This is a genomic window from Anabaena sp. CS-542/02 (genome assembly GCF_028331085.1).
GTDB classification, from domain to species: domain Bacteria; phylum Cyanobacteriota; class Cyanobacteriia; order Cyanobacteriales; family Nostocaceae; genus Anabaenopsis; species Anabaenopsis arnoldii.
Window position 1 is genome coordinate 1 of sequence record NZ_JAQMTM010000085.1, and the last position, 15503, is coordinate 15503.

Annotated in this window: 12 protein-coding genes; 4 read left to right on the forward strand and 8 right to left on the reverse strand. The window is 40.6% G+C overall.

From position 1 onward, the window contains the following. Positions 1 to 392, reverse strand: a 392-nt coding sequence (locus PN447_RS09570) for a helix-turn-helix domain-containing protein (protein ID WP_271762653.1), incomplete at its 3' end; no start/stop codon positions are given. A gap of 224 nt (positions 393 to 616) precedes the next feature. Between PN447_RS09570 and PN447_RS09575 the strand changes: the two genes are divergently transcribed. From PN447_RS09575 to PN447_RS09585, 3 genes are all read left to right on the forward strand, one after another. Then, positions 617 to 2344: a succinate dehydrogenase/fumarate reductase flavoprotein subunit gene (locus tag PN447_RS09575; RefSeq protein WP_271762655.1), complete on the forward strand. Its 1728-nt coding sequence runs from the start codon at positions 617 to 619 to the stop codon at positions 2342 to 2344. Between the two features lie 310 nt (positions 2345 to 2654). Continuing rightward, complete coding sequence (locus tag PN447_RS09580; RefSeq protein ID WP_271762656.1) at positions 2655 to 3158, forward strand: SgcJ/EcaC family oxidoreductase; 504 nt, start codon at positions 2655 to 2657, stop codon at positions 3156 to 3158. A gap of 312 nt (positions 3159 to 3470) precedes the next feature. Continuing rightward, positions 3471 to 4088 (forward strand): TMEM165/GDT1 family protein, encoded by a 618-nt coding sequence (locus tag PN447_RS09585; protein ID WP_271762657.1) that lies wholly within the window; start codon positions 3471 to 3473, stop codon positions 4086 to 4088. Between the two features lie 6 nt (positions 4089 to 4094). Here PN447_RS09585 and PN447_RS09590 read toward each other — a convergent pair whose 3' ends face one another. Then, complete coding sequence (locus PN447_RS09590) at positions 4095 to 4934, reverse strand: tetratricopeptide repeat protein (RefSeq protein ID WP_271762659.1); 840 nt, start codon at positions 4932 to 4934, stop codon at positions 4095 to 4097. 375 nt (positions 4935 to 5309) lie between these two features. Between PN447_RS09590 and PN447_RS09595 the strand changes: the two genes are divergently transcribed. Further along, a complete protein-coding gene (locus PN447_RS09595) occupies positions 5310 to 6299 on the forward strand; it encodes a hypothetical protein (protein WP_271762660.1) in 990 nt (329 codons plus the stop codon). 133 nt (positions 6300 to 6432) lie between these two features. Here the strand turns inward: PN447_RS09595 and PN447_RS09600 are convergent, their stop codons facing one another. From PN447_RS09600 to PN447_RS09625, 6 genes are all read right to left on the reverse strand, one after another. Then, entirely contained in the window at positions 6433 to 7602 is a 1170-nt protein-coding gene (locus tag PN447_RS09600) for a homocysteine biosynthesis protein (protein WP_271762662.1), read from the reverse strand. A gap of 18 nt (positions 7603 to 7620) precedes the next feature. Continuing rightward, complete coding sequence (locus tag PN447_RS09605) at positions 7621 to 10845, reverse strand: type I restriction endonuclease subunit R (RefSeq protein WP_271762664.1); 3225 nt, start codon at positions 10843 to 10845, stop codon at positions 7621 to 7623. 239 nt (positions 10846 to 11084) lie between these two features. After that, on the reverse strand, positions 11085 to 12410 hold the full coding sequence (locus tag PN447_RS09610; RefSeq protein ID WP_271762665.1) for a restriction endonuclease subunit S: 1326 nt from the start codon (positions 12408 to 12410) through the stop codon (positions 11085 to 11087). Positions 12411 to 12578: 168 nt separating this feature from the next. Beyond that, a complete protein-coding gene (locus PN447_RS09615) occupies positions 12579 to 12839 on the reverse strand; it encodes a hypothetical protein (RefSeq protein WP_271762667.1) in 261 nt (86 codons plus the stop codon). A 73-nt stretch (positions 12840 to 12912) separates the two neighbouring features. Continuing rightward, complete coding sequence (locus PN447_RS09620; protein WP_271762668.1) at positions 12913 to 13863, reverse strand: Rpn family recombination-promoting nuclease/putative transposase; 951 nt, start codon at positions 13861 to 13863, stop codon at positions 12913 to 12915. 79 nt (positions 13864 to 13942) lie between these two features. Next, positions 13943 to 15496 (reverse strand): class I SAM-dependent DNA methyltransferase, encoded by a 1554-nt coding sequence (locus tag PN447_RS09625; RefSeq protein WP_271762669.1) that lies wholly within the window; start codon positions 15494 to 15496, stop codon positions 13943 to 13945. Positions 15497 to 15503: the final 7 nt, after the last annotated feature.

Here is a 15503-nt window from a genome sequence, read left to right on the forward strand (position 1 = left end):
ATCGTCGGTAGCTTTATTGATTTGCCACCTACTGGAATCGGCTTACCTCCAGCATCAATGGTAAACGCGTCGCGATGTCCTTTCTTTTTAAACTTAGGATATCCACCTTTACCGCTAAATAATCTAGAAAAAGAATCGCCTAGATGGTCAAAAGCATATTGAGTTATTTTCTGACAAATACCCTTTTCTTTAATCCACTCAAACTCAGGTTTAACATGATTATTAAAGAATTTTTTCAGAATATATTTGTTGGGCTTTAATCCATCTTTATAAAGATTATTCCAAGTCGCTAAACCCCAGTTATAAGTAAACCTGGCAATACCTGCGTGTTTATTCATTATTATTTCTTGGGCTTTACTCAGTTTCAACTTTGTTTTAATGGATAAAAGCATTGCTCGACCTCAACACTGTGTAATGTCTTGACTGACATCCCAATTTTCTTTGCAAACTCATGAGGTTTAAACATAAATACACTTATAGGTTTGTAGATAAGTGTATAGGTTTGTCTATTTAATTGTCAACTAGGCTACTACTCACCTCACTTTTGCTGAGTGAAATAGGGAAATGAATTGCTCTACTAACATAGAACAACAGGTGATTGCACAAAGGGTTAATTATGCTCGAACATGATGTGATTATAGTCGGTGGCGGATTAGCCGGATGTCGTGCTGCGGTGGAAATTGCCCGTACTGACCCTAGTTTAAATGTGGCTCTGGTGGCTAAAACTCACCCGATACGTTCCCACTCGGTAGCAGCTCAAGGGGGAATGGCGGCTTCACTCAAAAATGTTGATTCAGGAGATAGTTGGGAAGCACACGCTTTTGATACTGTCAAGGGGTCTGACTATTTAGCAGACCAAGACGCGGTAGCAATTCTCGCCCAAGAAGCGCCAGATGTGGTGATTGACTTGGAACACATGGGTGTTTTGTTCTCGCGGTTACCTGATGGTAGGATTGCTCAACGGGCTTTTGGGGGACATTCCCATAATCGCACTTGTTACGCTGCAGATAAAACTGGTCACGCGATTCTCCATGAGTTGGTGAACAATTTGCGGCGTTATGGTGTGCAAGTTTATCAAGAGTGGTATGTGATGCGCCTGATTTTAGAATCAGGTGAGGTTAAGGGTGTGGTGATGTTTCACTTGCTCGATGGACATATAGAAGTATTACGAGCTAAGGCGGTAATGTTTGCGACTGGTGGTTATGGTCGCGTTTATAATACCACTTCTAATGATTATGCTTCTACGGGTGACGGTTTGGCTATGACTGCTTTGGCGGGGTTACCTTTGGAAGATATGGAATTTGTGCAATTTCATCCCACTGGTTTGTATCCGGTAGGGGTACTGATTTCTGAAGCTGTGCGGGGGGAAGGGGCTTATTTGATTAATAGTGATGGCGATCGCTTTATGAAAAATTACGCACCTAGTCGCATGGAACTAGCCCCCCGTGATATTACCTCACGGGCGATCGCCTATGAAATTCGCGCCGGTCGTGGTATTCATCCTGATGGTAGTGCGGGTGGTCCGTTTATTTATCTTGACCTGCGACACATGGGTAAAGAAAAAATTATGAGTCGTGTCCCCTTCTGTTGGGAAGAAGCACACCGTTTAGTAGGTGTGGATGCTGTAACTCAACCTATACCCATTCGTCCCACTAATCACTATTGTATGGGTGGTATCCCTGTGAATACAGATGGTCAAGTCCGCAGCAGTGGTGATCATTTAGTAGAAGGATTTTTTGCTGCTGGTGAAACGGCTTGTGTATCTGTCCATGGTGCTAACCGTCTGGGTAGTAACTCGCTGCTAGAATGTGTAGTTTATGGTAAGCGTACTGGGGCGGCGATCGCTGAATATGTCCAGAAACGGCGGTTACCGACTGTAGATGAGCAAAGTTATATTCAACAAGCTCACGCAGAAATACAAACCTTAATAGAACAACCGGGAAAATATCGAATTAACCAAGTGCGTCAGGCTTTCCAGGATTGCATGACTGAGCATTGTGGTGTGTTTCGCACCGCCGAATTAATGGGTGACGGTTGGGATAAAATAACACAATTGCAACAGCAGTATTCTGAGATTTATTTAGATGATCGGGGTACTTGCTGGAATACAGAACTAGTAGAAGCCTTAGAACTAAAAAGTTTAATAGTAGTAGGAAAAACAATTTTAGCCTCAGCTATAAATCGCCAAGAAAGTCGCGGTGCACATTTCCGCGAAGACTATCCCCAGCGGGATGATGTCAACTTTCTGCAACACACCATGGCTTATTATTCTCCATCGGGTATTGATATTCAATATCGCCCAGTAGTGATTAATATGTTTGAGCCAAAGGAGCGCAAATATTAGCAAGTTTTCGCACTCGAAACCTCATTACTAGTTTGACAAAACCTGGTAAAAGACCTTTTGAGGTTAAGCTTCCCCGGTTCAGCAAACCGGGGAGTGTGAATACTAAATTGTAGTATTATTAAGAAATAATTAGTTATTTTACTATTAATAGTTTATTATTCTAGAATTCCCGTTTATCTGGTAATATTCACGCTGATCACCTCAAACTAATGGGAAGCATACACCGCTATCATATTCACTCTTAAACCGCTCCTTGTCACAAGAGGAAGTATTCACGGTTCACCGTCCCGTCAAGATCCAAACAAAATTTATGCTAAAAAAATTTTTTCGCTCTGCACTAGCATCAATTTTTACTGTAGCACTTGCTAGTACAACGGTTCTACCAACGGCTCCTGTACAAGCCCAAACTCAATGTCCCGAGGTAACTAGACCACAAATTGCCCAACTGTTTGACCGATGGAACCGGTCTTTACAGACAGGTGACCCAAATAAAGTCACTCTCAACTATGCCAGAAATGCTATTTTGTTGCCTACAGTTTCTAACAAAGTGCGACGAAATCATAAAGAAATTCACGACTATTTTGTAACTTTCTTACAAAACAAGCCCGTAGGCACAATTAATTACCGCAGTATTCGCCTGTATTGTGGTGTAGCTATTGATTCAGGAATATATACCTTTAGACTTACCACTAATGGTCAGACTCAGGAAGTTCCAGCCAGATACACCTTTGTCTATAATAAAGTCGGCAATCAATGGCTCATAGCAGAACATCACTCTTCAGCTATGCCAGAACCAGTTAGCAGTGCTAAATAGTAGCTATTGACTCTGAAAAACTGGAGTTAAGCAAGAATAAATATTGCTTGACTCATAACATGAATAGGTGTATAATTAAGTCCATACAGAAGGGGAGTAGCTTTAAAATAAAGTGACTTTATTTTAAACATCTGAGTCAACATACTGGTGATGAACCTGGTTCAGATGACAAATGATAATATGATAAATATTTGATTTGGCAGCGAGACCTTCACTGAGTTTACACAAAAAATTGTGTGTAGCTCTCAGTGAAGTTTTGCCACTCTCATTGAAGCTCCACACAGGTAAAAAATCCTTCAGGAGTTAAATAGAGTGTTAACAGCATTTACAGCAGGTTTGTTACTAATTACAGTTTCCGAGTTAGGGGATAAAACATTTTTTATAGGCGTAATTTTAGCGATGAAATACTCGCGTAAGCTGGTATTAATCGGTGTAGGCGGCGCACTAGCCGCCATGACAATTTTGTCTGTAATATTCGGCAGGTTTGTATCTTTCTTACCAGAAATTTACCTGAAGTATGCGGAAATACTATTATTTCTAGGATTTGGGATCAAACTGCTCTATGAAGCTAGTAAAATGCCTGAGTCAGGCTCGGAGATAGAAGTAATCAATGAGGCCAAAGAGGCAGTATATAAAGCAGATTTACAAAGAAAGTCAAAAACCCCCTTAGCAATTTTCATAGAAGCCTTCACCCTGACATTTATAGCAGAATGGGGCGATCGCACCCAAATAGCCACAATTGCCCTAGCAGCCAGATATAACCCTGTGGGAGTAGCTGCGGGTGCAGTGTTAGGGCATATAATTTGTACTGCGATCGCCGTGATTGGAGGTAAACTGATTGCCGGGCGTATTTCGGAACGTCAACTCACTTTTACTGGCGGATGTCTATTTCTGATTTTTGGCATCCTGGCTGCTATAAATGGACTGTAAATATAGTTACTCTCCAGGTTTTGTGGGCGATGGAGTAGGCGCAGAAGTGGGGGGAGCCATAGCCCTATTAACTTGATCTTTGTACTGAGCAGGTGCTAAAGCCAGGGCGTTATCAAATAAAGGTTGAGCTTCATCTACTTTACCCTGTTCTCTGAGGAGCAATGCTTTTGCTAAAACGGGACGAAAATCTTGAGGATCATTGTTAATTGCTTGATCATAGATAGAGGTAGCTTCCCCATAGCGTTTCTGGGAAACGTGAACAGTACCTAATAGCACCTGTACAGCCGCCCTATCCAAACTTCCCGTTTGGGTTGTCTTCCCAGAAAGAGTATCTTCGAGCAAACTCACAGCCTCATCAGGACGTTGCTGTTTGAGCAACAGAGCCACCAAACCCCGTAAAGCGTTCAACTCACCGGGGTTAGTGGTTAAAACTGAGCGGTAAGCTTGGGCTGATCCTTCCTGGTCGCCTATTTGCTCCTTGGCTTGGGCTAATAGCACCCCATATTGAGACCGTTCTGGATTAAGTTGAGTGAGTTTTTCTAGAGGTTCAATGACTGCTTTAATATCACCTTGATTTAAAGCCAGAAGTTGTAGCCTCACCTGCAATAAACCATTGAGCGCAGTTTGATTTTCTGGCTCCCGTTGTAAAACCAACTCATAACTTTTTGCTTGGTCTTGCAACTGTGATAATTGCTCAGATGAGGCTGTGCTGACAGGGGTATTTTCAGTTGAGGGCGCGGGATTTTTGAAGGATCCAATAATCGGAATTAGGGAAGCACCTAGAAAAGAAATAGTTCCCAAGGCTAAAACAATCTTAATTTTCCAAGTATTGCGCGGTTGAGACACGGTTTAGTTTTACTCCAAGATTCAAACGACATGATCATTTACATAAATCACAAGGCGAAAAATTTCCAAAAGCTTGCGGAATACCGCCAATGGCCTGTGAATTTTATAACAATTAACTATTCACATTGCTAAAGAAAGTGATGACTTTAGGAGGATCCGTCAGAAATTTACTTATGATATGCTTCCCAAACCAGTGTAAAGGCTCCCAGTTACATTTGTGTTAATACATTAATGTAGCTTCCTTCCCATTGTATGGCTCGCCCTGGTGTAGGTTTGTGAACAGCTAATATATTTTCATTAACCGCACAAACCCTGTTTTTAGTTGCCTTCGTTAAATCCCATAATTGGGATGTGTCTCCGCCGCAAGGAGTTTTTATGAATTCCCACCTGATGCCCTCACCTGAATCTTCTAACATTTCTACCAACCATCAAGCTGCTAATGGTCATACAGTAGCAGTCCAGGACTCTGACCTGGAAAATTCCCACTTTCAGCCTAGTGACACCAGCTCAAATGAAACTGAGTTTCATCGGGTGCAACCAATCCCACCACCCAGTGAAACAATGCAATACCGAGCCATCGGGTTAGTCCGGGGTCGTTACCTTGCTAGCAGCGAACAATTTACTCAAGGTACCCTCACCACCACAGATGGTGTGCAACTCAACGCTGTTCTCCTGGGACGGATTATGAGCTTAGTCAAAAATCACCTAGATTTAGAGAAAGATCATTTGTGGGTAGTTTACCCACGCACCCGCCAAGAAAACGACACATTACACCTGCAAATTGTGGGGGTTTGGGATCCAGAAAATTTGGCTAAACAGCCCACAGAACAGGACAAGCAAGATTCCGTCATCCAAGATTTACACAAAACCGATGATGAGCTACCCAAAAACCAAGAAGAATCTACAAGTGAAGTGCTATCTTCCTCCGAAATAGCTGATGGTACTTTTTCCGTGCGTGGTGAGGTAGTTTACCAGTCTTTTGACGCTAAAAGTTTAGTGGTCAAAATTAAGCAAGCTCCCCGGAAAACTGGTGATAAACCCAAATATTTTAAGTTGAAACTGCGGGGTGTGTTGACCACCAAAGCTGTGAGCAAGTTCTGGGACTTTCAAGCCAAGCGGGAAGGTGACGTATTGGTAGTAGAAAAAGCTAAGGCGATCGCGGATCTACCCAAAAAACGCAAACCGCCCTTTAAAGCTAGTCCCCGTGCTCGTGGTGGTGCGAGAAAGCCATTTCCCCCTAGACGTAATGGGGAAACCCCAAAACCAATCAAGAAAACAGCCGGCGAACCATTGGCGGTATCTAAACCGATACCGAAAGCGCCCGCTCCTAAGCCCATTAAACGGGCGAAACCAGTTCAGGAGTGATATTCTAGGGTTTTCATGTCAAGTAAATTTGGCAATTCGCTGATATCCCCTCCTTAGAAACTCTTACTCATAAGTATCACGAGTCGTAAAGACGGGGAGAAGGGGGAAGATGAACACTTCCCCCTTCCCCATGCTAAAAATCTGTCCAGCGATCTTGGGGTAAAAATGATCTATCCATGGGAATTTGAGCCACTGGTTCTGTGAGGGTAAAATTACCCGCACAAATCCATTGTTTTAATTCCGTGGCGATCGCCCTGGAAAATAATATACTAGCTAGGGGAGCAACCCTGACATTTTTACCGTCAATGGTGATCCGCCCTGACTTGAGTTGAGCGTAACTCACCAGTCCAAAGGTAGGACGAACTCGCCGAGGAATGGAAAAATCCACGATGGGCGCTACTAAGTCTTTATCCTGGACGGCACAATATTTAACTACCTCTTCATTTAATACCGGGAGGGGAACACCTACACCCAACATTAATGAAGGACCATAGCTTTTAAAGTAACAACCCCGCACCCAATGGGGATTCATTTGTTTAGCATCGCCGATTAAGGCTACAGTGGCCGCCGGTCCAATGGGTGTATGATTGGGTAGGCGTTTTTGTAAGGGGAAGTGTTGAGTTCCTTCCCATGCAACATAGCCAATACCACCACCTAAGAATATCCTCGTACCAATGCCAACTAGTTGTAAATCTGGGTCGTTGAGTAAGGGAGAAATTGCACCGGGGTTAGAGTAAACCGCATTTCCTAAACTCGGTTGTAAAGGACCTAGATAAGTAAATAGTGGGCGATCGCCCCCATTAACGCCAACAATAAAGTTTTGGTAAAGATTGCGCGGATTAAATAAATAGAACTGATTGATGGTGTCACGGGTAATGGTAGTTTCAAAGCTCGCCCTGGGGTAACAATCTGTTACTTGTCCCAAGGCTCTGATCTGTACAGGTTTCCCAGCGATCAAATTTTCCATCACATGACCACCACCATGTTCTCGGACTTCTTCCCCATCCATGGTATCTACGGGACAACTAGCACCCAAGTATAAATCTACCGCCCCAAACCCTGCGTAGGCTGGTACGCCATCTATCCAACAGCGGCGAATTTTTATCGGGGGGTCAGTTTGTCCCAGGTTAATAATCGCACCACTGGACTCCATCGGCTCAAATGTACCGGTGGTAATGACATCAACTTCTTTGGCTACTTGAGTGATACCAACTTCAGCAACTCGTGCTTTTAGTTCTTCTACAGTCAATACTACTGCACTTTGGCGGCTGATTTTTTCGTTAATTTCGGCTATTGTTCGCATTTTTGAGCCAATTATACCCTAAGATTGATAAAGTAACTCGGCTTGTTCTAACACTGTGGCGGTGGCTTTTGCTTGTTTGTCTGGTGGATAGCCATACTTTTTGAGTAATCTTTTAATCTTTACTCGTAAATTAGCCTGCACATTTTCCTTAACTGTCCAATCAATGGTTAAATTAGCACGAATGGCTTTAACTAAATCCCGGGCGATCGCTTTGAGGGTATGATCTCCTAAAATCATCACCGCACTGTCATTGACTTCCAACGCATCATAAAAAGCTATTTCATCCTCAGTTAATCCCAAGTCTTGACCCTGTTTTTGTGCATCCTTCATGGCTTTTGCTAGTAAAATCAGTTCATGGATGACTTGGGCGGTTTCAATGGCACGATTTTGATATTTTTTGATGGTATTTTCTAACATTTCTCGGAAAGAACGAGATTTAATCAGATTTTTACGAGAACTGATTTTAATTTGCTCATTAATTAACTTTTGTAAAGTTTCTACCGCCAGGTTTTTGTGGGGTAAACCCCGCACTTCTTCGAGAAATTCATCAGAGAAAATGCTGATATTTACCTGATTTAATCCAGTCGATGTAAAAATATCTATTACTTGGTCACTGGCGATCGCTTTGGAGACAATTTGACGCACCGCCGCATCTATATCTTCTGGACTTTTCCCTTTAACTGTGGTATACTTAATCATAGCTGCTTTGATAGCTTGAAAAAATCCCACCTCATCCCGAATTGCGATCGCCTCATCCGTACTGCTCACCAAGGCAAAGGCCTTAGATAACTCACTCACAGCCTTAATGTAACCTTGTTTACCCTCTTCCAATCCCAGAATATGATTCAGGGCGGCGGGAATCATCGATACTCGTTCTGTGGGTTTACCTGTAAAGAACTTCTGGTAATCAAAACCCTCATACATGGCTTTGACAGTTGCCCATTTTTCCTGCATCACAGCTAAGGCGATACTGGTATCGATTGCTGTTTCGCCTCTATCCCTTTCAGTGTAATCCCTGAGCGCGTCTTTGAGTTGTTCTGCAATACCCAGGTAATCAACCACTAACCCCCCTGGTTTATCTTCAAAGACACGATTTACCCTGGCTATAGCCTGCATTAAATTGTGTCCCTGCATGGGTTTATCCACATAGAGAGTATGTAAACAAGGTGCATCAAAACCAGTTAACCACATATCCCGGACAATTACTAATTTAAAAGCATCATCGGCTTTTTTGAAGCGTTTGGCTAAGTCTTTGCGGGCTTTTTTACTGCGGATGTGGGGCTGCATTTTCTGGTCATCTGCAGCAGAACCAGTCATAATAACCTTTAACACCCCTTGGCGATCATCTTCACTGTGCCATTCTGGTTTTAGTTGAATCATAGCGTTGTACAAGTCTACACAAATACGGCGACTCATACAAACAATCATCCCCTTACCCTCCCTGAGTTCTGGTGCTGCGGTGCGATTCTCAAAATGTGTGATGATATCTTGAGCAATTTGATTAATACGTTTTTCAGCACCCACTAAAGCCTCTAATCTCGCCCATTTACTTTTGAGTTTTTCTTTAGTGATGAGTTCTTCATCTTCTGTAACTTCCTCAAAATCCGAGTCAATTTTAGGGAGTTCTGAAGGTTCTAAATTTAATTTTGCTAATCGTCCCTCATAATAAATTTTGACTGTGGCCTCATCTTCCACAGCCCGTTGAATGTCGTAAATATCTATATAATTACCAAATAAAGCAGTGGTATTTTTATCAGTTTGGGCAATGGGTGTACCCGTAAAACCTACAAAAGCCGCGTTAGGTATAGCATCTCTTAAATATTTGGCATAACCGTATTTAATATCAGCAGCTTCTGAGTTGATTTCCTGTATTTGTCTTTTCCCTTGAGTATTGTAAGTGCTAGAAGAATCAGCAACTTTCAGTTGAGATTTTCCTTTAGGTACGAGATAGGAGACTTGATTAGAGTCCTTTTTGGCAGATTTAACCACTACTTTAGCTTTTAATCCGTATTGGCTCCTATGGGCCTCATCAGCAATTAAAACAATATTGCGCCGGGGGGAAAGTTCCGGGTACTCATTACCTGTTTCTGGGGCAAACTTTTGGATAGTAGTAAATATAATTCCCCCCGCTGCTACTTTTAATAGTTCTGTTAAACTTTCTCTATTTGCTGCTTGTTTGGGTGTTTGGCGGAATAAATCAATACAGGATGAGAAAGTAGTAAATAATTGGTCATCTAAATCATTTCTATCAGTTAAAATAACTAAGGTGGGATTTTCCATTTCTGGTTGTTGAATCAACTTCCCACTATAAAAAGCCATGGTGAGACTTTTACCGCTCCCTTGGGTATGCCAAACTACCCCCACTTTTCTATCTCCATCTGGGCGAGTAGCGGCGATAGTTGCAGTAATGGCTTTATTTACGGCGTGGTATTGGTGATACCCAGCCATTTTTTTAATAATCTTATCTTCGTTGACTTCAAAAACAATAAAGTATTGGATAATATCTAATATAGTAGTATGATTAAAAATACCTTTAATAATAGTTTCTAATTCTGCTTCTTGTTTTGTGACAATATTTTCCCCATCTATGGAACGCCAAGGCATAAACCGCTCCCAATTTGCGGTTAATGTTCCCACTTTAGCGTAAGTACCATCGGAAATTACGAGAATTTCGTTATAGGGAAATAAACAGGGGATATCATGTTTATAGGTTTGCAGTTGGTTAAATGCACCTCTTAAAGTAGCGTTTTCATCGGTCGGGTTTTTGAGTTCCATCACGGCGATGGGTAAACCGTTGATAAAAATTACCACATCGGGGGTACGCGCCGTTTTACCTGTTTCTTGAACCCGAAATTGATTAACTACTAACCAATCATTCTGATTAGTTTGTTCAAAATCAATGATTTTAACTTTTTTGTGTTGAGTCCGTCCCCCTTGTTGATATTCAACATCTACCCCATCTGTGAGATATCGATGAAACCGGCGGTTATTTTCATTAAGTATTGGTGTTTCGCACCGGGTGATTTTTTTGATTGCGTCTTGGATAGCGTCAAAGGGAATATGGGGGTTTATGGTTTGTAAGGCATTTTGTAAGCGGTTAATCAGGATAACATCATCATATTCTGGGCGATCGCTCTGGGTTGCGCCAGGGGCGATTTCCGCACCGTTTAAGTAGGTGTAACCAAGTTCTGATAACCAGTCAATGGTGGCTTGTTCAACGGTAGATTCAGTAAATTTTTTCATATAATCCTCTTCTATGAGTAGCAGTTTTTAATTTTTGGGGAAGCATTGAAAATTTCAACTATAAATCTTAGTAATTCACTCGGTTTTAAATGATTAGTTAATATCATTCATACTTCTTGCAGTAGTTTTTGGTCTTTAGGGGTTTGGATTTTCATGTTCTACCTTTTGTAAGATCATCAATACTGCTTGTGTTTGCTCATCAAATGGGCGATTGTAACCGCAGGTATCAAGGTACACTCTCATTGGATATTGTTATTAATTATTTTTTCTGCTTCTTTAACCCGGACTTCTCCTGACATCAATTTGGGTAATAGGCTGTCTCGGATAGTGGCGAGTGTATGAGATTGTTGTTCATTTTTAGCAATTATATTATCTATACTTTTAATCTGTGCATCAAATACTTTAACAATTAAATCTGTAGGAGCAATTAACTTTATTTCCTGTAACTCTTTTCTGGTAACAGATGCAAATATTGTACCAGTACCTATACAATCTTCTTCTTTAAATGTATGAGTCAAATGATATAAAAGAAAAGATTGAAAGTCTTGATTATGCCTAATTGCTGCAAGACCACGACCTATAATAAGATTTTCATTAGCAATATTTATTCGACCAACAGGAGCGCGAACACTAAAAAGGATATCTCCTAAATTTGCGATTCTTTGAGAAAGACTACAGAAAATTTTGTGGGTAGGAAAACGTACTCCAAAATTAGTAACTCCTTGATGAAATGGTAATCCATCACCAGTTGTATTGTAAAATTCAGATTTGGGTGATTGTCCCATAATTAATTTACATTCAGTTTCAATTGTCCCAACCCTCCACCCCTTGGGAATTAAACCCAAAGAAGACTCTTCAAACTCATCAGGGAATAAATCCGCCGTTACTGCGTCCATACCTGGGGGTTGTTTCCCTTCCATCTTGGCGCGTACTGGGTCAAAGTTCACAAACCATGACTTAAAAATTGCCCTAGCTATGGCTTCTAGGGTTTCGTTCATCTGTTTGTTCAGTTCGATTTTATCATCTAGTGTACCCAGAATGTGTGCGATCGCTTTTTGTTCTGGTAGGGGGGGAAGGGGAACAGTAATAGACTTTAATGAAGTTAATGGAGTAGCAATCCCTGGAGTTCCTACCGTTGAAACATTTTTTAGCAGTTCATATTTTCCTTGTGGAGTTCTGAAAAAGTAAAATAAAAAAAGTGGTGTAACGAAAGACTGATTACAGGTGAGTTTCATTAAACTGCTAGAAATGACGAATCTTTTCGCCTCATTTTGAGGTACTATTCCTACTTCACCAATTGCGCCTCTATGGGGAAACACGAGGTCATTTTCTACGACATTAGATGAATATAATTCGTTTGCTTTTTGTTCAGTAATAAATACAAAATCACCTGTAAAACTTTTGGTATTAGAAATATTATTTCCTCTGATGACTGGAACACCGCTTGCAACGTAGCAGTCACTTTTCATCCGAGAACCGAAAGGACCTATGGCAATAGCATTATTACTATTTGCTTTTAAATCATCTATAGTATAAATTTTCCAGTCCACAGGTTTAATACCCATACCCCACTCCCCATAAATTCTTTTTAATCTCCCTCTCCAAATATAGCAATTTATTAAACCCTGCCATAATTTAGCTCATCACTACTTCTCAAATTGCACATTTACCACTTCTAAGTCAGCTTCCAAATGTTCACTAGTCGGTAAATGAGAGTTAACAAGCTGTGCAAATTATTCTAAAGAATTAACCCTAATTGTTGATACAAATACTTCTTCTAAAAAAGATGTATCATCAATTTTATTAACGCTTGCAACCAGATTCTCTGGAATGTCACCAAACTGCACTTGTAGCAGTTTGATAATATTTTGTTTCAGAGTTTTTTCTATAGTCCGTTGTTCAATGTTGGTTAACAATGGCATTTTTAGGTTCTCCTGATAATTAGTTAATTTTTCCTCAAAACTTAATTGCAAATCTCCAGATAAAGCCATCATTAAATCAATGAGCTTATGTAAACTATATTATCAAGTGTTGGGTTGCGCTGTCGCTTAACCCAACCTACATCTATTAATCTGCTGCTGGTAAATGAGAGTTAACAATTAGTGCAAATTCTTCTAAAGAACTAACATTAATTGTTGATATGAGAAGTTGTTTCAAAATATTTATATCCTGAATTTTGCCAATATCTTCTATTACATCTTCGGGTAAATTACCAAAACGGCTCATCAGTAAATCAGAAATATTTTGTTTCAGAGTTTTCTTGGTGGTTTTTTCTATAGCGCGTTGTTCAATGTTGGTTAACAATGGCATTTTTAGGTTCTCCTGATAATTAGTTAATTTTTCCTCAAAACTTAATTGCAAATCTCCAGATAAAGCCATCATTAAATCAATGACCTTATACAAATCCACAATCTCTTTACGGTTATAACCTCTTTCATAGAGTAATCTAGCTAACTTCCATTTCCACTGTTCCCTAGCTGACAGATTGCTATTAGTGGCTTTAGTCTTTAAATGTGCCATTACCACTATAGCAAAAATATTATTACTTCGCTCTAACTCCTCCCATTGATAATTCAGCAGCTTAACACTAGAAAAATTAAAGATTAGTTGACTACTCCCTAAACCATATCGGTAAGAATTAGGTTGCCAATTTTTCGTTTCATCTCCGAGTATAGCTAAACTAATCACTGGTTTTTGATATAAATCAAAAGCCCGATAGTTGTAGATAAACATTCGTTGGGAAAATTCTTTATCATATTGACTTTGTACTTCTACATGAATTAATACCCAAACTTCTTGATTATCTAACAACCACACCTGAAATAATTTATCAGCATGGCGGGTTTTACTGTCCGCAGATGCGCTAATCTGCTCTAATTCTTTATCAAGAGAAACGGGGGTTTTAGTCCAATCTATTTCTTGATTTATTTCTGGATAAAAGAAGGCGAGAAAGGAATCAAAATAATCTCCTATTACTTCTTTCCAGGTTTCATCATAGTTAGCTGTAATTTCGGTCATATTGATGATAATCTTCTCATACTTTGTGTAAGTACCCCTGGGATAATTTTCAGAGGTGGGTAATTGTACAAAAACCTCATCATATACTTGTATATCCTAACCCCCGGAGATTCTCCCGAATTATCGCCTCTAACTTCCCACTTTCGGCAAATTGTTGATCTAATTTGGCGGTTAAACGTAACATTTTGTCTGCAAACGGTTCATCATCATCTTCCACTTCCTCAGCGCCTACATAGCGCCCCGGTGTTAACACATAACCATGTTCCTTAATTTCCTCAAAACTCGCACTTTTACAAAAACCAGGAATATCTACATATTCTTCTTTACCGATCCAGCGCCAATTATGATAGGTTTGGGCAATGCGTTGGATTTCTTGTTCTGTTAAATCTCGATGTACCCGGTCAATTAAAACCCCCAACTTCCGCGCATCAATAAATAAAGTCTCCCCTGTGCGATTGCGGAACTTACCCCCGGATTTCTTGCGACTTAAAAACCATAAACAAGCGGGAATTTGAGTATTATAAAATAATTGCCCCGGCAGTGCCACCATACAATCAATTAAATCAGCTGCAATTAAAGCCTCTCTGATCTCCCCTTCCCCAGATTGATGAGAACTCATCGATCCATTAGCTAATACAAACCCCGCACAACCATCAGGCGCTAAATGACTAATAATATGTTGAATCCAAGCATAGTTAGCATTACCAACCGAGGGAGTACCATAAATCCAGCGTCCATCTTCTTGTAAATTTTCCCCTCCCCAATCACTCATATTAAAAGGAGGATTTGCTAGAATATAATCTGCTCTTAAATTCTTATGTAAATCATTGCGGAAAGTATCAGCATTTTCTGAGCCAATATTCCCCTCAATCCCCCGGATAGCTAAATTCATTTTGCACAGCTTCCAGGTAGTGGGGTTAGATTCTTGGCCATAAATAGAAATATCCCCAACTTTACCCCCGTGAGACTCGACAAACTTCTCAGATTGAACAAACATTCCCCCGGAACCACAACAAGGATCATAAACTCGTCCTTTATAGGGTTCGAGCATTTCTACTAATAACTGCACCACACATCGCGGGGTGTAGAACTGTCCGCCATTTTTCTTTTCCGCACTAGCAAACTGTCCTAAGAAATACTCGTAAACTCTCCCTAAAATATCCTGAGAGCGACTTTCCGCATCGCCTAAACCAATGGTGCTAATTAAATCTATTAATTCCCCCAGTAATCGTTTATCTAGGGAGGGTTTACCATATTCTTTGGGTAATACACCTTTGAGAGAGGGATTTTCCTTTTCTATGGCTTCCATCCCTTGATCAATTAATTCCCCAATTAGTGGGTTTTTAGCGTTACCCTGGAAATGTAACCATCGTGCAGGTATGGGAACATAAAATACATTTTCCGCCTTGTATTCGTCCCGATCTTCCGGGTCGGCGTATTCATCCTGTGCTAATTTATCGTAGAGTTCATTAAAAGCATCAGAGATGTACTTAAGGAAAATCAAACCCAAGACAACGTGTTTATACTCAGCAGCATCTAAGTGACCCCGCAATTTATCCGCAGCTTGCCATAATTTCTCTTCAAAGCCCAAGTTAGTGCTACCAGCTTTAGATTTAGTTTGTTTCTTGGCCACTTAGTCC